25 protein-coding genes are annotated in these 23,469 nt (G+C 41.8%); 13 read left to right on the forward strand and 12 right to left on the reverse strand.

Annotated features, from left to right (window positions below; genetic code table 11):
• The first annotated feature begins 14 nt into the window (after positions 1-14).
• The 12 genes from fliH (at position 15) to flhB (ending at position 10,470) form a co-directional block, all read left to right on the forward strand.
• Positions 15-824: a flagellar assembly protein FliH gene (gene fliH, locus KO530_RS10090; protein ID WP_342804674.1), complete on the forward strand. Its 810-nt coding sequence runs from the start codon at positions 15-17 to the stop codon at positions 822-824.
• Between the two features lie 3 nt (positions 825-827).
• Positions 828-2,162, forward strand: a complete 1,335-nt coding sequence (fliI, locus tag KO530_RS10095; RefSeq protein WP_216048290.1) for a flagellar protein export ATPase FliI — start codon at positions 828-830, stop codon at positions 2,160-2,162.
• Positions 2,162-2,599 (forward strand): flagellar export protein FliJ, encoded by a 438-nt coding sequence (fliJ, locus tag KO530_RS10100; RefSeq protein ID WP_216048291.1) that lies wholly within the window; start codon positions 2,162-2,164, stop codon positions 2,597-2,599. Before fliI ends, fliJ begins: the two co-directional genes overlap by 1 nt.
• 41 nt (positions 2,600-2,640) lie before the next feature.
• On the forward strand, positions 2,641-4,929 hold the full coding sequence (locus KO530_RS10105) for a flagellar hook-length control protein FliK (protein ID WP_216048292.1): 2,289 nt from the start codon (positions 2,641-2,643) through the stop codon (positions 4,927-4,929).
• A gap of 93 nt (positions 4,930-5,022) precedes the next feature.
• Positions 5,023-5,544: a flagellar basal body-associated protein FliL gene (gene fliL, locus KO530_RS10110; RefSeq protein WP_216048293.1), complete on the forward strand. Its 522-nt coding sequence runs from the start codon at positions 5,023-5,025 to the stop codon at positions 5,542-5,544.
• A gap of 31 nt (positions 5,545-5,575) precedes the next feature.
• Positions 5,576-6,634, forward strand: a complete 1,059-nt coding sequence (gene fliM, locus KO530_RS10115; RefSeq protein WP_216048294.1) for a flagellar motor switch protein FliM — start codon at positions 5,576-5,578, stop codon at positions 6,632-6,634.
• Positions 6,635-6,661: 27 nt separating this feature from the next.
• Positions 6,662-7,075, forward strand: a complete 414-nt coding sequence (fliN, locus tag KO530_RS10120) for a flagellar motor switch protein FliN (RefSeq protein WP_216048295.1) — start codon at positions 6,662-6,664, stop codon at positions 7,073-7,075.
• Positions 7,035-7,523 carry a flagellar biosynthetic protein FliO gene (gene fliO / locus KO530_RS10125; RefSeq protein WP_216048296.1) on the forward strand — a complete coding sequence of 163 codons (489 nt, stop codon included), beginning with the start codon at positions 7,035-7,037 and terminating at the stop codon, positions 7,521-7,523. Before fliN ends, fliO begins: the two co-directional genes overlap by 41 nt.
• Entirely contained in the window at positions 7,516-8,265 is a 750-nt protein-coding gene (gene fliP, locus KO530_RS10130; protein WP_216048297.1) for a flagellar type III secretion system pore protein FliP, read from the forward strand. Before fliO ends, fliP begins: the two co-directional genes overlap by 8 nt.
• A gap of 12 nt (positions 8,266-8,277) precedes the next feature.
• Positions 8,278-8,547 (forward strand): flagellar biosynthesis protein FliQ, encoded by a 270-nt coding sequence (gene fliQ, locus KO530_RS10135; RefSeq protein ID WP_216048298.1) that lies wholly within the window; start codon positions 8,278-8,280, stop codon positions 8,545-8,547.
• A 4-nt stretch (positions 8,548-8,551) separates the two neighbouring features.
• Positions 8,552-9,334 (forward strand): flagellar biosynthetic protein FliR, encoded by a 783-nt coding sequence (gene fliR, locus KO530_RS10140; protein WP_216048299.1) that lies wholly within the window; start codon positions 8,552-8,554, stop codon positions 9,332-9,334.
• An 11-nt stretch (positions 9,335-9,345) separates the two neighbouring features.
• Positions 9,346-10,470 (forward strand): flagellar biosynthesis protein FlhB, encoded by a 1,125-nt coding sequence (gene flhB / locus KO530_RS10145; protein WP_216048300.1) that lies wholly within the window; start codon positions 9,346-9,348, stop codon positions 10,468-10,470.
• Positions 10,471-10,527: 57 nt separating this feature from the next.
• Here the strand turns inward: flhB and KO530_RS10150 are convergent, their stop codons facing one another.
• The 3 genes from KO530_RS10150 to KO530_RS10160 form a co-directional block, all read right to left on the reverse strand.
• Positions 10,528-11,385, reverse strand: a complete 858-nt coding sequence (locus KO530_RS10150; protein WP_216048301.1) for a PA4780 family RIO1-like protein kinase — start codon at positions 11,383-11,385, stop codon at positions 10,528-10,530.
• Between the two features lie 95 nt (positions 11,386-11,480).
• Positions 11,481-11,675 (reverse strand): YwbE family protein, encoded by a 195-nt coding sequence (locus KO530_RS10155; RefSeq protein WP_216048302.1) that lies wholly within the window; start codon positions 11,673-11,675, stop codon positions 11,481-11,483.
• Positions 11,676-11,698: 23 nt separating this feature from the next.
• Positions 11,699-12,223 (reverse strand): hypothetical protein, encoded by a 525-nt coding sequence (locus KO530_RS10160; protein ID WP_216048303.1) that lies wholly within the window; start codon positions 12,221-12,223, stop codon positions 11,699-11,701.
• 130 nt (positions 12,224-12,353) lie between these two features.
• On the opposite strand from KO530_RS10160, the gene KO530_RS10165 reads away from it, so the two are divergent.
• Positions 12,354-12,860, forward strand: coding sequence for a DUF3087 domain-containing protein (locus tag KO530_RS10165; RefSeq protein ID WP_216048304.1), 507 nt, complete (start codon positions 12,354-12,356; stop codon positions 12,858-12,860).
• Between the two features lie 102 nt (positions 12,861-12,962).
• On the opposite strand, the gene KO530_RS10170 is transcribed toward KO530_RS10165, so the two are convergent.
• The 9 genes from KO530_RS10170 to KO530_RS10210 all read right to left on the reverse strand — a co-directional run bounded on the left by KO530_RS10170 (position 12,963) and on the right by KO530_RS10210 (position 23,308).
• Entirely contained in the window at positions 12,963-13,676 is a 714-nt protein-coding gene (locus tag KO530_RS10170) for a DUF3379 family protein (protein WP_216048305.1), read from the reverse strand.
• On the reverse strand, positions 13,669-14,226 hold the full coding sequence (locus tag KO530_RS10175) for a sigma-70 family RNA polymerase sigma factor (protein ID WP_216048306.1): 558 nt from the start codon (positions 14,224-14,226) through the stop codon (positions 13,669-13,671). Before KO530_RS10175 ends, KO530_RS10170 begins: the two co-directional genes overlap by 8 nt.
• A gap of 162 nt (positions 14,227-14,388) precedes the next feature.
• Positions 14,389-16,242 carry a DUF885 domain-containing protein gene (locus tag KO530_RS10180; protein ID WP_216048307.1) on the reverse strand — a complete coding sequence of 618 codons (1,854 nt, stop codon included), beginning with the start codon at positions 16,240-16,242 and terminating at the stop codon, positions 14,389-14,391.
• 18 nt (positions 16,243-16,260) lie between these two features.
• Positions 16,261-18,009 (reverse strand): BatD family protein, encoded by a 1,749-nt coding sequence (locus KO530_RS10185; RefSeq protein WP_216048308.1) that lies wholly within the window; start codon positions 18,007-18,009, stop codon positions 16,261-16,263.
• Position 18,010: 1 nt separating this feature from the next.
• Positions 18,011-19,897, reverse strand: a complete 1,887-nt coding sequence (locus KO530_RS10190) for a vWA domain-containing protein (protein ID WP_216048309.1) — start codon at positions 19,895-19,897, stop codon at positions 18,011-18,013.
• Positions 19,894-20,898, reverse strand: coding sequence for a vWA domain-containing protein (locus KO530_RS10195; RefSeq protein ID WP_216048310.1), 1,005 nt, complete (start codon positions 20,896-20,898; stop codon positions 19,894-19,896). The genes KO530_RS10190 and KO530_RS10195 overlap by 4 nt, the downstream gene beginning before the upstream one ends.
• Positions 20,891-21,397 (reverse strand): DUF4381 domain-containing protein, encoded by a 507-nt coding sequence (locus KO530_RS10200; protein WP_216048311.1) that lies wholly within the window; start codon positions 21,395-21,397, stop codon positions 20,891-20,893. Before KO530_RS10200 ends, KO530_RS10195 begins: the two co-directional genes overlap by 8 nt.
• Positions 21,394-22,341 carry a DUF58 domain-containing protein gene (locus KO530_RS10205; protein ID WP_216048312.1) on the reverse strand — a complete coding sequence of 316 codons (948 nt, stop codon included), beginning with the start codon at positions 22,339-22,341 and terminating at the stop codon, positions 21,394-21,396. The genes KO530_RS10200 and KO530_RS10205 overlap by 4 nt, the downstream gene beginning before the upstream one ends.
• A 10-nt stretch (positions 22,342-22,351) precedes the next feature.
• The gene (locus KO530_RS10210; RefSeq protein WP_216048313.1) at positions 22,352-23,308 is read right to left on the reverse strand and encodes an AAA family ATPase; all 957 of its coding nucleotides are present in this window, start codon (positions 23,306-23,308) and stop codon (positions 22,352-22,354) included.
• Between the last annotated feature and the right edge of the window lie 161 nt (positions 23,309-23,469).

Here is a 23,469-nt window from a genome sequence, read left to right on the forward strand (position 1 = left end):
AAACGAGCTTTTTTGTGACGGATAAAAATGTGACTGAAAAAGATAACAGTGATAAAGACTTAAGTGATGACGACATTGCCGCTTGGGAATTGCCTGTCTTAGAAGAAACATTTGATGCCAATCCCAGCAAAACCAACGTATTTAATCGACAGTCAACCTGGAAATATGAACCTCCGGAGGTGGAAGAAGATGTCTTGCCTCCTACGGCCCAAGAAATCGAGCAAATCCGCGAATCTGCTTATCAAGAAGGTTTTGAACAAGGGAAAAAAGAAGGTCATCAAGCAGGTTATAATGATGGTAAAGAGTTAGGCCTGCAAGAAGGTAAAGAACAAGGTCTGCAAGAAGGTAAAGAGCAAGGTCTGGTCGAAGGAAAAGAACAAGTTGAGTCGCAAATAGAGTCTTGGCATGGGTTGATGGAACAGTTACATCAACCGGTATCCCAAGTTGAAGAGGTGTTGCAGTCTGAATTAGTCAAACTGGCCGTTTCCTTGGCAAAATCAGTTATTCGCACCGAAGTACAAACTAATCCAGAAATTCTATTTAACGCTTTAAACGAAGGCTTAAAAGCACTTCCTATCCATGAATCTCAATATCAAATTCACATGCATCCTGACGATATCGAGCTGGTCAAAGAACGCTATACTCCTGAACAAATAGAAAAAAACGCTTGGGTATTTGTGGAAAACCAGAATATGTCGAGAGGAGGCTGTGATATCAGCACACAAAATAACGCAGTTGATGCTTCAATTGAACGAAGAGTGAAGGACGTGCTGAATAAATTTTTGCTTGAGCAGGGACTTAGCGATATTGAAAGTGAGTCCTAAACCATGTCACAACAGCTGCTTGATCGAATTAAATCACTGCAAAGCCAAATCCCTGAAGCACATACTGTTGCATCTGGTAAATTAGTCAGAGGCATAGGCTTAACGCTAGAAGCGGTTGGCTGTCAAATGCCGGTGGGAAGTCAATGTTTAGTTAAAACAGTAGACGGACAGATTGAAGCTGAAGTCGTCGGGTTTGCGGAACACATCACTTATCTTATGCCTACCGAAGCGGTTAAAGGGATAGTGCCTGGCTCCCGTGTAGAACCACTCAATCGCGAGCCTGGTTTGCCTGTTGGCATGTCTTTGTTAGGACGTGTAGTTGATGGTAATGGTCAACCATTAGACGGCCTTGGTGCGATTAAAGCAGAAAAAAGAGTTCCACTGAGCAAAGCACCCATCAACCCCTTATCCCGTAAACCTATCACTAACCCTTTGGATGTTGGCGTTCGCGCGATTAACTCAATGATTACCGTTGGTGAAGGCCAAAGAATGGGATTGTTTGCAGGTAGTGGTGTAGGCAAAAGTGTGTTGTTGGGGATGATGACTCGCGGCACCTCAGCCGATGTTGTGGTAGTTGGGTTAGTGGGTGAACGTGGCCGCGAAGTAAAAGAATTTATTCAAGATATTTTAGGTGATCAAGAAAGGCAAAAGTCAGTGGTTGTGGCGTCTCCTGCAGACACTTCACCATTAATGCGACTTAAAGGTTGCGAAACCGCGGTGGCTATCGCTGAATATTTTCAAGATAAAGGCCTTAATGTGCTGCTGCTAATCGATTCATTAACCCGATACGCAATGGCGCAACGTGAAATTGCCTTAGCGGTTGGTGAGCCGCCAGCAACCAAAGGGTATCCACCCTCAGTATTTGCCAGGTTGCCTGCATTAGTGGAAAGGGCCGGAAACGGTAAAGAAGGTCAGGGATCTATTACTGCGTTTTACACTGTGTTGACCGAAGGTGATGATTTACAAGATCCCATTGCAGATTCAGCGCGGGCGATTCTTGATGGTCATATCGTACTATCAAGAAATCTAGCCGAAGCTGGTCACTATCCGGCAATCGATATTGAAGCTTCTATCAGTCGTGTTATGCCAATGGTTGTGAGTGAAGAACACCTAATGGCGAGTCGTCGGATTAAACAGGTATATTCAAATTATCAACAGAACAAAGATCTAATCAATATCGGTGCTTATACAAAAGGAACTGACCCTAGAATGGATTTAGCCATAGCTGCTGAACCCGTAATCAACACGTTCCTGCAGCAAGGCATGAAACAAATATTGCCCTATGATGAATGTCTTGAAGGGATGATGTCTTTGACAAAAGGTTTGGGTAACGGCTAATGGCGCAGCGGCAGTTAGAATTAGTAGCAAGGTGGGAAAAAGACAAAGAAGATCGTCTTGCTCAGGATTTTCAGTTGGCTCAACAACATGCCGAGTTAAACAAGCAAAAGCTGTCGAGCTTAGAAGGCTATCGCCTTGATTATTTGCGTCAGACGCAGATGAAGGGAGCAGGAGCGCTCAATATTGATAAATTTAATAAGTTACATTCATTTATTGGCAAATTAGATAGAGCCTGTCAGCAACAAATGCAAGTGCATAATCAATCTGTTTTAGTTGCTGAACAACGCAAAAATCTTTGGTTAGCGCAACAGCGTAAACGCAAAGCTGTGGAGATGCTGTTAGAGAAAAAACGTCAAGCGCAAGAAGTGAGGAATAATAAACTTGAACAGCTGTTTATGGACGAGCTTTCAACCCAACGCTTTATCCGCAATCAGTAATTTGTTCTTTCTAGCCCTTATTTGACAGGTTGGAACACTCTTTGCTGTATCCAGTTAAGATGATTGATTTAAGCCATAAATCAATGCTGAAACGGGAATTAGAGATGCAAGATATTGCCACCACTAAATCAGAAATTGCCGCCTTGGTAACCAAGGTGAATGATTATTCTGGCAACAATTTTAATCAACAGCAAGAGTTTGGTTCGTATTTGAAACAAGCCGATAGAGTATATGGCTATCCTGATGAGCCTCGTAAAAATCATACTGCTCAGGAAAATATAAAGCCCGTTGATGAAAATCAAAAAAATGCGCTGCGCGAAAAAAGCAAAGATGATTCGCGAGAATACGCTAAGCCTGTTGAGCAAAAATCTTCCAATCATGCACCTCAGAGCTCGCATACAGATAATCCTCAAACCTCAGGCTCTAAAGACAGTCTTGATTCAACAGTACAAGACGTCCAAGAACAAGTTAGTGTAAGTGGCCAAACGAAAGGGCTTAATTCAAAGCATCATTCGGAACAAGCTAACGGCGTTGAAGAGTCAAAATTGAACAAAGCAGGAGATGAAAGTGAGCTTATCTCTGCTGAACAAAAAGATCTGGAAAATACGGTTTCAACGTCTCTTGAACAGGATAGTCGTAATCTTGATGAATCTGTTTCCGAACAAGGAATGGTTGACGAAGCTAGCCTAATAGATTGGTTATCATTGTTGGAAAAAAGCATTGCCAAAGCGACTGATGGTGGCGAACCGCAAGTAAAAGAAGAAGGGGAGTTGCTAGACCCTTCGATAGCCGAAAAACTCTCAACTGATCAATCTGCATTGGAGTCAGATGAAGGTATCGATTTAGCGGCGTTTAATGCTTTACTACCAACTGAAAATTCTGAATTGGTAAATGATGATGTTCAATCTGAAGTTAACATCACAAATAGTGAACTGGAAGTGAGCAGTCAAGAAACGATTTTGGCGAGTGTCGATAATTTGTCAAACGATGAGTCAAACAAAGTGGAAAGGAACGATATTTCACTAGAGCAAGAAACCAAGTCAACATTGGAAAAATTGACGACCTTAATCACTGAATTACAAGCTGCGTTTAAAGCATCCCAGCAAAACACGGAAAGTGGTGAAGTAGAATCCTTAGATCAACTGTTAACTCGCATTAGCGAATTTGTCGAACAGATTGATCCCAAGGTCATGGAAAAATTACAGCAAAGTTTAACACTTGAGTCAGAAGCGGGGGCGGTGTCAAATAACATGCTGGCGGACACAGAAATGCCCACGGATAACGCTATCACTGAAGATATGCAGTTACTGTTAGATTTACTGGCCGTTTCAAACGTCACAGATGCAACCACTAAGATGCCGGCGAATAGCAATACTCAGCCCAGTGACGAGCAAACAATAACATCGCAAGCGCAAAATATTACAACTATTGCAAATCAAGAATTAACAGCCTCGGGTAAACAACTGGATAAAAGTGTTCGTGCATTACTCGATATACCTTCTGACAAACTTGACGCGGCCTTAGCAAATCTGGCTCAGCGGTTAGACGTTAAACCGTCTACTGACCAAGCTGACACCTCTGGCACTAGCATTAAAACTGATTTTATCAGTGCTCTTAAAAGTGGGGTTGAAGAGGTAAAAGCGCAAATTAAGCAAGGTCATCAACCGGCAATAGATTTATCTACATTGGTAACTGATGCTGCAACTAAAGTCGGTGCAATGCCAATTGTGCCAGAAGTGTTGGATCAATCGGTGACTCGATTTAACCAAAGCTTAGAATTGGCGAGTCAATTAAATGCCAAAATAGAACAGTTGCAGCATCATTTTGTATCTGAAAAAACATTAGTGAAAGAAAATATAAATCAGGCGCAACATTTGCAAACTAAACAAGGTCAGCAGTTAGCGCAATTTGATAAAGCGGTGAATATCACTCGCAATGAAGGTTTGCAGCAGTTAACTGAAAAAGTGCGCTGGATGGCGAATCAAAACAATTTGCAAGCCGAGATTCGTTTAGATCCGCCGGACTTGGGAGCCATGAAAGTGCGTCTGAACATGTCTGGTGACACCGCGAGCGTCAATATTGTGGTGCAATCGCAACAGGCCCGCGATGTGCTTGAGCAGGCAACACCAAGACTAAAAGAACTACTTGAACAGCAAGGTATTGAACTTGGGCAGTCTTCAGTACAACAGGAACAAAATGATAAGGGGCAACAAGATTCAGAATATGTTGGCACTCATCAAGCAGAAGAGAATATGCAAGGGGAAGAGTCTCAGGTTATTGAGCAACGAATTTCCCATGGCAGATTAGGTGGAATAGACTACTTTGTGTAATAGATGCGTGATTGTTTGATTTGAATCGATCCGTCAAAGCAATTTATTGATACAATCCACCTAATAGTCACAACAAATTTAACTGAGAAGACAATGGCAGAAGAAGAGTTACAAATGGAAGAGGGCGGTAAAGGCAAAATGATGATTATTATCATCATCGCTGTAGTCTTGATTGGCGGTGGTGCTGCAGCCTATTTTTTACTTGGTAGTTCAGATGAGCCAGATATGGCAGTTAATTCTGAAATGACAGCAGAGTCAGGTGACGATGGCGCTGCGATGTCCTCTGCTAATAAAGGAACGGCTCTGTATGTGGCGATGCCACGTCCATTTGTGTTTAATGTCCCTGGACAAGGTAAAGACCGTTTAGCACAAATAAAAGTGCAATTGATGGTGCGCGGAACCGATAATGAAGAATTGGCGAAAATGCACGTCCCTTTAATTGAAGGCACCTTGTTAAAAGTATTCAGTAGTTCAAATGCAGATGATTTAGTCACTGAGGCCGGTAAAGTTTCATTAAGAGACCAAGCAGGCAGAGAAGTACAAAAAGTATTAAAAGAAACAGTCGGTAATGAAGTAGTTGAACAAGTACTATTCACTGGCTTTGTAATGCAATAATCGGTAAATGTTGATTTAAGCGAGCAAAACTTTGAGCGATTTATTATCACAAGACGAAATTGACGCGCTACTCCACGGTGTTGATGACGTTGAAGAAGACGATACAGAGGATCTCGAATCTGATGGTTCGATGATTGAGTACGACTTTTCTTCACAAGACCGCATTGTGCGTGGCCGTATGCCCACGCTGGAAATTGTGAATGAGCGATTTGCAAGACACATGCGTGTGAGCTTGTTCAACATGATGCGTCGCTCTGCAGAGGTATCAATCAACGGTATTCAGATGATTAAGTTTGGTGAATATATCCATACGTTGTTTGTGCCTACAAGTTTAAATATGGTTCGTTTTAGACCACTCAAAGGTACTGGTTTAATTACCATGGAAGCGCGTTTGGTTTTCATTTTAGTTGACAACTTTTTTGGTGGTGACGGTCGCTATCATGCAAAAATTGAAGGCCGTGAGTTCACACCAACTGAACGACGCATAACCCAAATGTTACTTAAATTAATTTTTGAAGATTACAAAGAAGCATGGGCGCCTGTGATGGATGTTTCTTTTGAATATTTAGATTCAGAAGTGAATCCGGCAATGGCTAATATCGTCAGCCCCACAGAAGTGGTCGTGATCAGTTCGTTTCATATTGAGCTAGATGGGGGAGGTGGTGATTTTCACGTCTCGTTACCTTACTCTATGTTAGAGCCGATTCGAGAATTATTGGATGCCGGCGTGCAAAGTGATAAGGAAGACACTGATTTACGCTGGAGTAAAGCGCTTCGAGATGAAATCCTCGATGTGACAGTGGCTGTATCAACCCATATGTTAGATGTGGACATCTCCCTACAAAGGTTAATGGATTTTGAACCTGGCGATATTATTCCGATTGAAATGCCTGAAACAATAACCGTATTGATTGAGGAGTTACCCACGTTTAGGGCCAAACTAGGCCGCTCACGAGACAATATAGCGGTAAAAATTACGGAAAAGATTCCACGACCCACTTCAGTTAAATCTGAATTGCAATTATTAACGAAAGGCGGACGCCGAATAGACAGTGATGCTGAACTTTCTATACTTGAGGAAGATTTATGAGCGTCTGCAAAAACGAGGTAAAGAACAATGAGTGAAGATGATGCAATGGACGACTGGGCTGCAGCCATGGCTGAACAAGCTGAAGAAGAAGGTGCAGATAAAAACGCCGATCAAGACGCTGAAGTATCGGTAGCTGAATTAGACGAATTGTCTGAAGATGCGCCTATAACTCAAAAAGAAAAGAAAAAGCTCGATACGATTTTGGATATACCTGTAACCATTTCTATGGAAGTGGGACGCAGTCATATTAGCATCCGTAATTTATTGCAATTGAACCAAGGATCGGTGGTTGAATTAGACCGAGTCGCAGGCGAACCTCTTGATGTGTTAGTAAATGGCACGTTGATTGCTCATGGAGAGGTAGTAGTCGTCAACGATAAATTTGGGATTCGGTTAACGGATGTTATTAGTCAAATCGAGAGAATTAAAAAGCTTAGGTAGTAAAAACTCATATAAAACATGGGCTTGGATTGCGCTGAGCCCACTTTTCATCCTTTCTAAAAGTGCTTTCGCGCAAGTCGAAAGCCTTTCAAACCCCACTTCTGTAGTGTCAATTTTTCTATCATTATTGCTGGTTATCGTGATAGTTGTTGCGTTGGCGTTGTTAATGCGACGGTTTAATGTCACTGCAACCGGAAATGGTCAGTTGCATGTCGTAGCATCTATGGTGGCAGGCACCCGAGAACGAATTATGGTCATCGAAGTTGGTGACGAGCAGCATTTAATTGGGGTAACGGCGACTAATATTAACCATTTAGCAAAGCTCGAAAAGCCTCTGGAAAAACCGACCAATTCATCAGCCGATAGCTTTAAAGACAAATTAACTCAAGCACTTGCCGGTAAAATCAATCCTGGCTTTGACAAACAGAATGGGCAAAACAATGATTAGATTTTTACTGGTATTGTTGGGCGCCATTTTATTGGCTCCTACGGATGCGCTAGCGGCTCCTGGTGTTGATGCATTAACAATTACTACCAATCCAGACGGTACACAAGATTACACCATGACGTTGCAAGTGCTGGCAATAATGACTGCACTGAGCTTGTTGCCTGCGTTTGTTATGATGATGACGTCGTTTACGCGAATTATTATTGTACTGTCAATTTTGCGTCAAGCTATTGGTCTTCAGCAATCGCCTTCAAATCAAATATTGATTGGCGTCAGTTTATTTCTTTCTATGTTTATTATGGCGCCAGTTTTTGAACAAATTAACGAAAATGCCTTGCAGCCATATCTGAATGAAGAAATGACCTCTCTTGAGGCTTATGAACAGGCGAAGATTCCCATGCGCGCTTTTATGCTTTCGCAAACACGTATCAAAGATTTAGAAACCTTTGTGCAGTTGGGCGATATGCAAGGGCAGTTTGATGATCCTTCAGAAGTGCCGATGAATGTATTAATCCCTGCGTTTGTGACCAGTGAGCTGAAAACGGCCTTTCAAATTGGCTTTATGTTGTTTATTCCTTTTCTCATTTTAGATCTAGTGGTGGCATCAATCCTGATGGCAATGGGGATGATGATGTTATCTCCTATGATCGTTTCGCTGCCATTCAAACTTATGTTGTTTGTGTTAGTGGATGGCTGGAATCTTATTTTTGGCACCTTGGCCACAAGCTTTGGTTTAGGTTAGGGAGATACTGCTATGGCACCAGAAGTCTTTGTCGAAATACTAAAAGAAGCCTTACAAATGGTCATTTTGTTGGTTTCGGCGATTATTTTACCCAGTTTATTCGTCGGTCTAATAGTGGCAGTTTTCCAAGCTGCCACCTCTATCAACGAACAAACCATGAGTTTTTTACCCCGTTTAATTGTGACTTTATTAGTGTTGAGTTGGGGAGGCCATTGGTTAGTGCAAAAGTTAATGGATTTCACTTTCACCATGGTTGAACGCATACCTGAAGTTGTAGGTTAACCTTTTGGAATTTGCTGCGTCCACCATCACCGATTATATGGCAGATATGTTACTGCCATTTATGCGTATCTCTGGTTTGTTTGCAGCTATGGTGGGTATTAGTGCGAAAACGGTTCCCACTCCAATTCGTACTCTACTTACGCTTTTTCTTACCTTACTTATTATGCCAGTCGTGCCGCCTGTGGATATATCAGAGATATTTTCAGTCAGCACTTTTGTGTTAATTATTCAGCAATTAATTATCGGTTTGGCGATTGGATTTATTTCAGCAATGATGCTGGATACATTCGTTATTGCTGGGCAAGTTGTTGCGATGCAAACCGGTCTAGGTTTTGCCTCAATTGTTGACCCTGTTAATGGCATTAACGTACCTGCAGTAGGTCAGTTTTACCTAATATTAGCCACGTTGCTTTTTTGGGCTCTGGATGGCCATTTAGCGATGATCAGTATGGTTGTTATGAGTTTTGAGGCGTTTCCAATTGGTGAAGCTTGGTTTCAACCTGAGCAATTTAGAGAAATTGCCCATTGGGCAAGTTGGATGTTTGTTGCTGCGGTAACACTCTCTCTTGCACCTATTGTTTCGCTTTTACTGGTTAACTTAGCCTTTGGTGTTATGACAAAAGCCGCGCCACAACTGAATATTTTCAGTATTGGCTTTGCAATAGCACAAATCATGGGACTACTCATTATTTGGTTAACCATGGATAACTTCACCCACCATTTCGAATTGCAATGGCAAAGAGCCCAGCAGTTGATGTGTAATTTATTGCAAGTTTGCGCGAATTGAGGACGGCATAGATGGCTGATTCAAGCGAAAAAACAGAAGACCCCACGGCAAAAAAGAAGGGTGATACCCGAAAGAAAGGGCAGATTGCCCGCTCCCGTGAGTTATCAACTACCCTAGTGTTAGTGGGAAGTGCCATTGCATTTTTGTTAATTGGCGAAGGAATCGCCACCGCATTATTCCAAGTTATGCAAAGAACTTTCACACTCTCCAGAGATGAAAGCTATGATTTTATTCATATGTTTCAAGCTTGGGGATACGCCTTTGAAACTATCAGTATCCCCGTATTGTTTTTCCTGTTAATTGCTATGATTGCTGGTATTTACGGCAGCATAGCCCTGGGGGGATACAACTTCACTTGGCAATCCACTAAACCCAAAGCGAGTAAAATTAATCCCTTAGCCGGTTTCAAACGCATGTTTGGAGTCAATGGTTTAGTCGAGTTATTAAAAGCAATTGCTAAATTTGTGGTAGTGGCTTGCGCCGCATACATCGCGTTTATTGTTTTTCAAGACGAAGCCTTGCATTTAGATATGGAAATATATCCTCGTAATCTTTTCCACGCCATGGAGCTATTGGCATGGGCCTTTTTGTTTTTGTGTTGTGCCTTGATACCGATCGCAGCCTTTGATGTGCCATATCAGACTTGGAAACATGACAAAGAAATGAAAATGACTAAACAAGAAGTGAAAGATGAGCGCAAAAACTCTGAAGGTGATCCACTGGTTAAAAGTCGAATTCGAAAACTACAATATCAAGCGGCAGCAAAACGCATGATGCAAGAAGTGCCTAAAGCTGATGTGGTGGTGACTAACCCAACTCACTTCTCAGTAGCCTTGAAATACGATAAAAATGGCGCTACAGCGCCTATTCTGGTGGCCAAAGGGGCAGATGAACTAGCAATGCACATACGTAAGATAGCTGGCGCACACGGAATTCCTATTATCTCTTCGCCGCCATTAGCCCGTGCAATATTCCACACCACAGAAGCAAATAGCGAAATTCCTGAAAAATTGTTTATGGCTGTGGCTCAAGTATTGGCTTATGTATATCAGGTTAAATCGTTCAAGAGCGGCAAAGGAAAACGACCTGCACCACTGAACAAGAATCTTCCGATACCAGAGGATATGCGTTATTAAGTCCTGAGTGAGAAACGCGTACAGAAGCGCCAAAACATCAAAAATGACAATGCTGGGTTATTCGTCACTGTCAGCGGCACGAATGCGCGCTAATCTTTCTTCTTCTTCGGCAAATGCGGCTTTTATTTCTTCTAAAACGTTGTCGACATCGGCGGCACTTTCATCAAACTCAAACTGCCCAGTTAGCACAGATTCAGGGGTTAATTCACCGGCTTCAAACAATGCCCACATTTCCTCAGCATAATGAGTGTGGCGTAATTCTGGCGCGAATTCCGCGTAATAATCGGTCATGTTGCGCACATCACGCTGTAACATGCTAAAAGCGTTATTATTCGCCGCTGCATTAACTGCCTGCGGCAAATCAATAATTACTGGGCCGTAATCATCAACTAATACATTAAATTCCGATAAATCGCCATGTACTAAGCCACAACACAACATCAACATTACGTAGAACATGACTTGGGCATGATCTTCTAAGGCTTGTTCTTTTGACATGGACACATCATTCAAACGTGGGGCAACATCACCATTTTCAACAGTGACAAGCTCCATCAGCAACACCCCATCATAACAACCAAAAGGCTGCGGCACTCTAACCCCCGCTTTAGAAAGGGTAAAAAGCGCGTCTACTTCGGCATTTTGCCATGCGTCTTCTTGTTGTTTGCGGCCAAATTTAGAACCTTTTTCCATGGCTCTTGCGCGCCGACTATTTTTAACTTTTCGACCTTCTTGATACTGTGCTGCTTTTTTAAAACTGCGTTTCATTGCCTCTTTGTAGACTTTGGCGCAGCGGATCTCTCCTTGGCTTTTCACCACAAACACAGTGGCTTCTTTACCGCTCATAAGTTGGTAAAGTACTTCGTCGATTAGTCCGTCTTCGACTAAAGGTTGTAAACGTTTTGGAATTTTCATGGCGCGTTTATACAGCACTCACTGGTGTTTTTAAATAGCTGGTGGGTGAATTATGTTGTTTATGTACAAGCAAAAAAAACATATTAGCGATTCTTTTAAGACAAAATCTGTTTCACTCTGCCGACTTGACCATCATCAAGTCGCACTTTTATACCGTGGGGATGGTTGCTAGATTTAGTCAGGATCGTCGAAACGACACCTTCTGTAAGATTACCGCTGCGCTGATCTTGCTTCAAAACAATTGCTACCTTTGAACCAATTTTAATATTTTCGCGTTTACTGCCGTCCATTCATTTTTCCTTTTAACCTAGCCCTATCTTTGGTAGTGAGCTAATACATGGTCAATAAAGCTTAACCAAATTTCATTTGGCTGCCATATCGCTAACATTTCTTGTTTCGCAGTTTCTTCTGGTACTTGTAATTGCGTGACTTGATATAGATATGTGAAAACAGAACCTCGCCAGTTCAAACGGCAATGAGTGAGCGTAACCCCATCGTGCTCATTGAGATTCTGCATAATTGAAACGTACTCTTGGAAATTTGCTAGGGTGGGGTTTTCCCATTCAACAGCAATATTATGATACCCCAATGCTAAGCTGCTGATTAATTGTTGGTGTTCAGTCCGATCCCCTGGAATCAAATCCACAACCTGGTTTAAACCAATCTTCTGCAACATCTCAAGGTGTGGTTTAGTGGGTAAACCTGAACTCACCATTTTTTCGTTGTTAACTTGATAGTTCTTTAACTCAGGAGTGGATATATCAAGGGTATTTTCCGCTGCATGGGCGTTAAACACAAGAAGGCAGCTTGCAAATAAGATGAATGCGATATTCTTCACGTGGTTTTCCCTTAGCAATATATTGAAAAGTAGTTTATTGGCTCACAGTATAAAATACTTTTTAGTTAAGGTAGTAACTTAGTTACAATTGAATACATCAAATATCTTAAAAAGTTGTACTCAGATAATTATGCATCTCATAGACATTAACAAAGCACGTTATCGCAAGCGCCTAAATCGTATTATTTTGTCTTGTGTCATCATTTTTGCGTTAGGCAGTTTAGCCATCTCGCAACTGTTGATCTGGTTATTTCCAGATCCAAGCGGTAGCCATTTTCATTGGAATTTTCTAGGAGTGTTAATAACTGCCATAACCATTGGATGGTTATTAAATAAGTACCGGTCGAACGAATTTATGACTGAGGTGGTTTATGTATGGGAACTTAAAAAAGCGCTGAATAAAATTAATCGTAAGATGACCCAAATTAAGGCTGCAGGACAAAAGGGGAACATCGACGCTTTGATTACCTTACAGTATAGCTACGCTGGCTCAAGGCAACTTTGGCAGTTAGACGATAATACGATTACGATGGATGAATTAGCCATTCATCAAGCTGAACTTGACGCTATTGCCTCGCAATACAACTTAACCTTGGATGCAAATGATTACAACGAAGAGATGTTAAAGCAGTTTTAAATCAGAACAGAGAGTTGTTAACTTAGCGCTGATGATAGTGGGATAGTTTCAAGCCACTATCATCAGTTGATGAGAAAGAATTAACCTTTCTAGCTATAATATTTAAGCACTAAAGCGTAATGTTTTTTGCAGTTTTTCTTTCATTTTTCCAACAGACTTTCCATGCTCACCAACAACGATTACGTTGGCTTGATGGCTACTAAACATTTGCCCTTTTAAGTGGTTACCTGAAAAGTTTTCATCGCTGTGCATATCATTTGATTGAGGAACTACAAAAACGGTTATCTTTTCACCCTCTTCAGATTCCAACACCATATGGAAACTGCGAACGTTATCGAATACACAAAAATTAGCAAAATAAATGCGTCCTACTTTTTGGGTGAACTCCGCACCAAGGTTCGCTAACTGAACATTGACGTTATCTAAGGAAAAATCACCATCAACTTGCAGTGCATAACCATTACCTTCTTGAGTAACGTGGGCTAACGCATGTTCGCCTAAATCGATACCTGGTGGTTGTTGAAATAGGCTAAAACTAATACCAATAACAAAGGCCACTGATGCTGCAACGGCTAAATGTATGCGACTTTTAGTTCGCTGTGTTCTAACTACTTCTGTTGATTGTCTTAAAATTAATTTTTCAGCAAGGTTTTCAGGAACAGAAATACTGGCTGCCTTAGCAATAGATTCATCTAATTGCTTAATTTCGTCCCAAAACTCTTGTTTTTTAGCATCTTCTTTAGCTGCTTGTATTACGTCGTCTTCAGCACAGTTTGGGTCTGCGTAAATGGTACGACGGAATGTTAAATCATCCATTTTTATAACCTCTGCTGTTATTTGATTTCTCTAAAGCTTCTTTTAACTGACTGCGCGCTCTAAATAACCTGGTCATTACCGTATTCTTATTGAGATCCAATTGCTGAGCAATTTCGTCTCCGCTATATCCGTACATAACTTGAAGTATAAGGGGTTCTCGATACTCTTCGTTTAAACCTGCCATTAGCAATCTGAGCTCTTGATACTCAATTTCTAATTCGTTTGACAAATTATCACCTTCTAAAGACACATCGTCCATATCGACTAAATCAAACTGTTTACGTTCAAATCGCCGAGCGTTTTCGCGACGAAGAATGGTGATTAGCCAAGACTTCGCAGCTTTTTCATCTTTTAACGAATCTAATGATTTCCAAGCACGTAAAAAGGTCTCTTGAACAATATCCTCAGCCACTGCTTTATCTTTTACTAACCAGTAGGCGTACCTAAATATGTCGGCATGTAGGCTATGTACTAACGCCTCATACCGTTTTTGTTTTGCTACCACATCATCAGAGACCGAGTCATTGGCAGATTGCTTTCGAAAAAACATAGGTTCTTAAGCCTTTTTTATTAAGTTTATGATTAGTATAAGAATTTATTTTTAAGTTTATGACAATAAATTTAGCCTATGGAGCTAACTATTGACAGGGTTTAGGGCATTAAAAATCCGGTATTACCCGGATTTTTAATGTCACAGCTAATTTAGCTTCATTTATTGTTGGCTTTGAACCCACACTTTAATCTTATCTTCTAATATATTAAGCGGCACGGGACCGTCTTTTAACACTTCATCATGAAATCCACGAATATCGAATTTTTCGCCAAGGGTCTGCTCTGCATAGGCGCGTAGTTCCATGATTTTTAATTTACCAATCATATACGCCGTGGCTTGGCCAGGCATTGCAATGTAGCGTTCAATCGCTTTGACTGAATCTCCCTCGGGGTTCGGCGTATTCTCAACGAGGTATTGAATGGCTTGTTCACGGCTCCATTTTTGCGAATGAATCCCTGTATCTACCACCAAACGACATGCTCTCCAAAGCTCCATTGCTAAACGTCCAAAATCAGAGTAAGGGTCTTGATAAAATCCCATATCTTTGGCGAGTTCTTCAGAGTATAAACCCCAGCCTTCGGTGTAAGCCGTAAAAGATACATATTTTTGAAACTCTGGTATGCCTTCTAATTCCTGCGCAATCGCTCGTTGCATATGATGTCCAGGGATCCCTTCATGATAAGCTAGTGCTTCCATTTGATAGGTTGGCATATCTTTCATGTTGTAAAGATTCGCGTAGTAACTGCCTGGTCGTGAACCGTCTTTTGACGGGCTTTGATAAAAGGCTTTGCCGGCAGATTGTTCTCTGAATGGTTCGACACGCTTAACAATCATTTCTGCTTGTGGCATTAATCCAAAATATTCAGGGATCTTGCTTTTCATTTCGTTGATGAGTGCGGTTGCATCAGCTAAGTACTGATCACGGCCAGTATCATCATTCGCATAATAAAACTGATCACTAGTGCGCATAAAGACAAAGAAGTCCTGAAGAGAACCTTCAAAATTGACTTTCTCCATAATTTCAAGCATCAAGTCGTGAATACGTTCTACTTGTTTAAGACCTATCTCGTGAACTTCCTGGGCGCTCAAATCGGTGGTTGTAAACCAGGCTAATCGGTTGTCATACCATTTGTCTCCATCAGGTAAGCGCCAAACACCATCACCTTCAGGGGAGAGTTCACGCTGTATTTCTAGCTCTGCAATGAGTGCTTGGTAGGCAGGTAAAACAGACTCTTGAAGTGCATCTCTTGCTTGTTTCATCATGCCAGTCTTTTCGGCATTAGAAATATCTAAGGCATTCAGTTTGTCTTGGAAATCCTTCCAAATGGTGGAATCTTCAGCTGACTCGATAAAAGGGTTACCACTGATGACGTTATGCGACGCTTGGATCATTTGGTCGTATGACCATTTAGGTGGGAAAACGCCTAGTTCTTGTCTGATTTTTAATTGCTCTATCACTTGCCCAAAAAGGTCATCGACTTTTTCCAATCGTGATATATACGCTTGCGCATCTTCAACGTCATTTACTCTATGGATATTCACTAAAAAGCTTGGCACAACTGTATGAAAAGCGCGGAATTGGTCCATGATGTAAGTGTGATGTCTAAACTTGTCATTTGCCAATCGACGTTGAATATCAACTTTGGCAATTTCTAGGCTCATTTTTTCTTGCTGATTTAATTGCGCTGAATCGAACTCGTTTAAAGCTTTTAGACGTTGTTGTAAAATCGTAATGTCTTGGTCTGTGGCGTTATCTGAAATATCATCCCATTTATCGTAATCCCACTTATAACCAAGATAACTTTGGGACATAGGGGAGCGTTTCAAATCTTCTTCAAACATGTCAGCGAAAAAGGCAGCTAATCTTTCTGATTCACTAAGCTTAACTTGCTGGCTTTGTTGTTCTTGCAGTTGAGCTTGTGTATCCGAATTTGTGTTTTGAGCCGGTTCGGAGCACGCCATTAGCGCAAGTGAGATAAGGCTTAGCGGAACAAATGATTTCAATGTCTTCATGGTGTAATTTTCCTGACGTTAGTGCGCAACCCGTTGGGATGCATATAAAGGTTGCAACGAAGGCGACTTATTTTTATTTTTTATTATATCTTGACGTAAACGTGCTAATACATTTAATAGGGTATCACTTTTCCAATTTTTGTCACCTTGCGCGTATTGGCTGGCAAACATTGATTTCAGTTCATCTTGTAATTCTGAGTCTGAAATATCATTTTCATCTAATAATTTGGCGCCACCATATACTGCTAAGCTTGTTTGCCATTTAAGTAATGCAGGATAAATTTCGCCGATTTTATGACTCTTTAACGCCGCTTTTAGCAATTTCCAGTTTTCAGACTCTAGGTTATTAGTATTCAATTCCTGTTTGGCCAAGGGCGGAGCGTTTTTCGAACGACTTGAAAACCACCAAATCAGTAATGTAAGCAACCATATAGCTAATAAAACCCAGCTACTAATACTCCACAATGATGTTACTGTGACTGTCTGCACCGTTGGTGTTAATGGGCCTGGAGTCTGGGTATCTACACTAGCAGGTGCCTGTGTTTCTAATAGCGGATTTGGGGAAGTAGGGGGTAAACCAGTTTGATTAGAAGATGCGGCTGCAGCCACTTCAATACTTCGAGCGGGTAATTCTGCATATTCAGTTTGCTTAGTTAACGTATTAAACCACGCTACTTTCACCGGAGGCAAAACAAATTGTCCCGCTCGATTTGGAATAATAGCTATATTTTCAACACGTTGCGCAATAATGTTGTCTTCACGAGTAACGGACGCTGTAGTCGCTTGATCGGGATAGATTTTAAAATCAGGTGGGTATATTCCTGTCATTTCCGGTAATTGTTGTTCGGATACACCCAGTGCCGATAAGGTCAGCGTTCGTGTAATAGGTTCGCCCACCTTTATTTGTGACAAGTCAGGCTGCCATTCTTCATTCAACTGTACAAATTCACTGGGTAACCAATGCTCATTAAAATCAACTGGAATAGGCTGAACATCCAGAACCACGTCGGGCGCAACTCGATTGATAGGGCGCGTCTGATTAAAGTAACTAAAGCTATTTTGAGTTCGATCAATAACCTCAGCTTCAAACAGCGGTCCCTTTATTTTAACTTGACCACTTGCCTGAGGAATAATTGCGTAATTGCGTTCAATTATCCGGTAACGTTGACCATCGACAATTTCTGAATAATCTTTGTCTTTACCAATTAGGCTGATGTCTGCGTTTTCCAAAGAAGGCTCAGACAAACTGCCTCGTTGTAAACTGGTAGCAAGGTGAATTTTGACTTTATATTTCACCATTTGTTGTACAAAGGGTTGGCCTACATCGACTTCTGCGGTAATAAAAGCTTCTCGTGCTTTACTGTTACTGGCAGCTGAAACAGGTAGTATTCTAACCGTTATCGGTTGAGTTTTTTTGCCTCCCACATCGAAGGGTGGGATTGTAAACGTTCCTTGCTGGCGTGGAATTAAAATTGTCGTCCAGGTGGTAGAGCGAGTCGTATCAAAATTGATTACTCTCGTTTGCGTGCTCACTGACGTTCGACCCACAACGAAGTCATCTTCTAACACGCTAGGGTCAAAGGCATCATTATTTGGGTTACCAAAAGCGACGACAGACAGCACGATAGATTCATCTGCCATGGCTGGATTTTTATCGACACTTGCCGTCACACTTTCAACTTGTGCATACACATTGGTAATACTCAGTAAGCTGAAAAACAATAAAGTTAACAATAAGGTTTTGCGGGTTAACAATTTAACTAACATATTACCAATTCCTCTTCGACTGGCTTGGCGTACGTTGACGACGTCGTTGTTGATTTTCCAGCAGCATTTTGCGCTTGAGTAAATAGGACGGATCATCGGGGACGCGATTGAGCAAATTTTGCATTCTTTGCATTTCTTCACGCTCCTCATCCGTCATTGATTCTTCTGCTTCTTGCACCTGCTGTGCAGCTTGCTGTTCTTGTTCAGTCTGTTGCTCTTGTTGTGACGGGTCCTGCTGTTGCTCTGACTCGTTTTGTTGTTCAGATTCGTCTTGTTGTTCGGAATCATCTTGTTGGTTTTGTTCAGCATCTTGTTCATTTTGAGACTGATCTTGCTGTTCTTGATTTTGTTGCTCTTGCTGCTCTTGCTGAGACTCTTGACTTTGCTGGTCTTGGTTCTGTTGATCTTGCGAGTCTTGTTGTTGCTGCGACTGTTGATCTTCAGATTGCTGCTCTTCAGAGTCGTCACCTTGTTGATCTTGCTGTTGGTTTTGTTGTTCTTGCTCTTGCTGTTCTTTTAGTTGTTCGAGTATCTCTTTGTTTTTCAACGCATCTGCATGATCAGGTTGTTGCGCAAGAGCTTCATCATACCTTTGTATGGCCTCATCTAATTCGCCCAACTGTGCCAGTGCATTGCCTTGATTGTATAGTGCTTGTGGGCCTTCAGCTTTTGAAAATGCATCCAAAGCGGCTTGATAATTACCTTGTTTGTAAAGCGCTGCGCCTTGCCACATAGGACTTTCAAACTCGTTTGCTGCTTGCTCATAATCTTGCTTTTGCAGAGACTCTAAACCGCGTTGATCTCTGTTTTTAAACCAGTCTTGCCAGGTATTTGCAAAGGCGGGTTGGGGCGCCAATGAACTGGTTACCAAGGTAACTAAAAATATCGCAACATAACCTCTTCGAAAAGCCAAAGCGGCGAGCGGTAACAACAGCAAAAGCAGATAAGGACCGGCTTCTTGCCATTCATCACCAAACTGTTCATTGTCATCTTTGTTTGAAATTGTTTCGTGATTTATCAGGCTTTGCTCCGTTAAATATTTAATATCACTGTCATTTGCTGTAATCGCATAAAACTTTCCACCGCTTTTGCGGGCTAAACCTGACAATATTTGTGCATCCATTTTAGGGATAACTATGGCGCCTCTATTGTCTTTCAAAAAGTCACCATCAAGCAATTGAATAGGAGCACCTTCAGCTGTGCCCACTCCCAAAATGGAAATACGATAGGGAAGGCTTTCAATATAAGTATTCAATTCGGCTAATTGTGAAACTTCCACACCGTCGGTTATCCAAAATATATCGCCCTCTAAAAAACCAGCATTTTTGAGTAATTCGGCCGCCATTTTGAGACCTAGATAGGGTTCACTGCCTGATACCGGCATAATTTCTGGCGTTAGGCTTGGTAGTAAAGCTGTTAGGTTCTGCGCATCTGAACTTAACGGACTAATGGTAAAAGCATCGCCCGCATAGGCGACTAATCCAACATCACCTTCAGAAATTTCATTAATTAAATCAATAGCTTTGTATTTTGCACGGGTCAATCTGTCTGGCGTTAAGTCTGTGGAGCGCATCGACATGGACATGTCTAGCACTACTGCTTTGCCAGCATTGAGTTGAAAAACCGGCTGAGGGAGCCTTTCCCAGCTTGGTCCAGCCAACGCGGTAACGGCAATTATCCAGCCTAAAGCCACTAAGCTTAATGGTGGACGCCTTTGGCTGTTGCCTTTTTCAGATATAAGGTGCTGATAAAGGTGACTTGCTACAACTGACTGCCAACCAGATTGACGTCTGTGTATGTTCATCAATAAAATCAGTAATAACAGCAGTGGGATTAATGCAAAAAACCATTCAGGTCGTAAAAAATGGAAGCTGTCTAAATTAATCATTGTAGCCTCCCCAAAAATCGTTGTTTTATCCATCCTAGAGAACTATTTAAGGCAATTAAAAAACTGAAAATAAGTGCCAATGCTAGCGGATAAAAATATAACGCTTGCAACGGGCGCATCTGGCGGTTTTCTCGTTCAATGGGCTCTAGAGCATCCAAAATAGAATAAATTTGCTGTAAAGACTGGGTATCTTTGGCTCTGAAGTATTGGCCGCCCGTGGACTCGGCAAGTTCAGTTAGCATTTTTTCATCCAAATCTCTCGATGGGTTCGTTCGACGCTGCCCAAAAAAACCTTGGGTTATCATAGAATCTGCGCCAACCCCTATCGTGTATACGGTTACATCATTGTTTATGGCCAGTTCGTTGGCTTGTGCCGGAGTAATATTGCCCGCAGTGTTTTGTCCGTCGGTCAATAAAATGATCACTTTGTTCGATTCTTCTCGGTTGGCAAAACGTTTTATAGACAATCCAATTGCATCGCCAATTGCCGTTTGTTCGCCAACTAAGCCAATCTGACTTTCAAGTAGCAGTTGCTCAACCGTTTTTCTGTCATAGGTTAGTGGAGCTTGTAAATAAGCTGTGTCGGCAAATAATATTAAACCTAACCTGTCACCAACCCGTCTTTCGATAAAATCACTGAGTACGCTTTTAATCATGATTAAGCGATTTACTCGACGGCCATTCACCACCATATCTTCTTGATTCATACTGCCGGATAAATCTACCGCTAGCATTAAATCCCGTCCTTCAGATGGAATGTTAACAGGCTCGCCTAACCATTGTGGACGAGCGGCTGCGATAACTAATGCTATCCAGGCCAAAATGGCGATTATCAAATTGATTCGATTCGGGCCGGTTTTTTTGTTATTGGTTGCCAAATTTGCCGTTAACGCTGGGACGCGTAAAGCAGCTCCTTGCTGTCTTTCCTTTTTGGGCAGTAACAATGCAAGCAACGGCAACGGTAATGCGAACAATGCCCACCACCAAGCAAACTCAAACATTAGGAGCCTCCTCAATCAGCACCGGGCGATTGGATTTTCGTTTAGGTGGTAATGCCGATTGCAACCACGTTTTAGCCGTTAGGGCCGCTTTATTAACATCTTTGTTAGGCGCATCTCGATACAGTAAATCAACAAATTCTTGAATTTCATGTTGAAAACTCTGTTGTTGTTTTGCAGATAATTGACTGCTTAAAAATGCGCTCCATTGTTGCCCGTGAAGCGAGGCTATTTGCTCTTGAGGAAAATAACTTAAGGCCGCTCGTTTTAGCACAATATTGATTTGCGAAATCGCATTTTGTTGGTTTAAATCGATAGCTGATAGCGCCAAAAGTGCTGCTTTTTTGGCTCGACGATGAAGTATGTAGTGTCGAACGCCATAAATAATGCTAACTAAGATTAACAAAACCAAAATAGCTGATACCCACCATCCCCAGGCTAAAGGCCAGATACTGACCTCTTGGGGAAGTTGAATGTCGGCTAACTGATCTAGCGGATTCATGCAATTTCTCCACGCTTTTCAACTAGCTGTTGTTCGATAGGAACCGCAGCACTAACATTTAATAACTGGGTTTTGCATTGCTGCAAGGTGCGTGATATTTGTTCAAATTGACGTTGATGAGATCGATGATATTGTTGAGAAACGGTTTTTTCTCCTAACACTAACGTTTGCTGATCAACGCCATCGGTAACTTCAACCGTTTGTGAATTTGATACTTTGGGCAAATCATGTTCAAAGGGGTCGGTGATGGAATAAGCCACTACTTCACTGTGCCTTGATATACGACTCAGGTGCTGTTTCGCTGCTTCGTTGAGATTTTGAAAATCACTTAGTACAAAGACTAAGCTACCAGGGTGAACTAGTCTTCTCAAGCGTGCACAAGCATCAGAAAATTGGAAGTTTCCAGGTTGTAAATCATCAGGTTGATGAACCTCTACTAATCCGTGTAGTAATCCTAGAACAGCCTTTTTCCTAGTCAGTGGTTTGAATTCTCGGTGTTGGTGTTGATTAAACACCAGGCCACCAATTCGATCGCCACGATTTGTCGCAGACCATGCAATCAATGCCGCTAAATGAGCAACTTGCACCGACTTATAGAGTAATTGAGTGCCAAAGTGCATGTTAGGCGATAGATCTGCCAAAATAAAAATGGGGCGTTCTTTTTCTTCCCTATATAGCTTTGTATGGGTTTTTCCAGAACGGGCGGTGACTCGCCAATCAATGGCTCGTATATCGTCACCAGGTTGATAATGTCGCGCTTCATCAAACTCCATTCCCCGGCCTTTGGTTTTCGCCAAATAACTTCCCGCCAATTTTGATTGGATGGTTTTACGGGGCGCCAAGTTGAGTAGGCTAGTCTTTTTTTGGTAATACAGTAGCTGTTTGATGTTTAAACTAACACCATCAGCATTTAACCGGGTCAACCAGTTTGATACATCTTGCATAGGATAAGGTCTATGGTACTGGAACAAGCGTTAAAATACGGTCTAATAGCTGATTCGCATCGACGCCTTCAGCCTCGGCTTCATAGCTTAGTAATAACCTGTGGCGTAATACATTGTGGAATACTGCACGAATATTATCGGGACCCACAAAGTCTCTCCCCATTAACCAAGCATGTGCTCTTGCGCACTTATCTAACGCAATGGTTGCCCGTGGACTGGCCCCAAATTCAATCCAATTAGCCAGTTGTGGATCATATTTTTCCGGTGTCCGAGTGGCAATGATGAGCTCTACAAGATACTTTTCTAAAGATTCTGCTAAATGAATCTGCAATACTTCTTTACGTGCCGCAAAAATATCCGCTTGATTCATAATATCAGAATTGATTTTTTGACTGCCAATGGCTTCATCCCGCGTTAAACGCAAAATCTCTAACTCTGTCTCGGCCCCAGGATAATCAATTTCTAAGTGCATTAAAAAGCGGTCTAGCTGAGCTTCAGGTAATGGATAGGTACCTTCTTGTTCAATCGGGTTCTGAGTTGCCATTACCAAAAATAAATCTGAAAGAGGGTAGGTCTTATTACCCACGGTGATTTGTTTTTCTGCCATGGCTTCAAGTAATGCTGATTGAACCTTAGCCGGTGCTCGGTTGATTTCGTCAGCAAGTACTAAGTTATGGAACAAAGGACCTTTCTGAAAAACGAACTCTCCGGTTTCAGGACGATAAATATCAGTCCCGGTCAAATCGGCAGGAAGCAGGTCGGGCGTAAATTGAACACGGTGAAAATCACCTTCAATCCCCTGCGCTAAAGCATTTACCGCTCGTGTTTTAGCCAAACCTGGAGGGCCTTCAACCAACAAATGCCCATTTGCCAACAAGGCGATCATAATGTTGTGGGTTAGGTTATTTTGTCCGATCACCTGCGAATCAAGATACGCTTGTAATCGCTTGAATTGTTCAACTGCCATTAATTTGTCCTAACTACGATGAAAAAGGGTGTACATCAGATAAATGCGATGTGCATTTGGTGCTACATAGTGACACATCCTTTTATATAAGGTTCCCTTTTCGAAATACAATGTTACAAATTGCCAAATTAATCGGGAATCTATGCGAAAAGCTAATTTGT

The sequence above is a fragment of the Aliiglaciecola lipolytica genome (assembly GCF_018860635.1).
GTDB classification, from domain to species: domain Bacteria; phylum Pseudomonadota; class Gammaproteobacteria; order Enterobacterales; family Alteromonadaceae; genus Aliiglaciecola; species Aliiglaciecola lipolytica_A.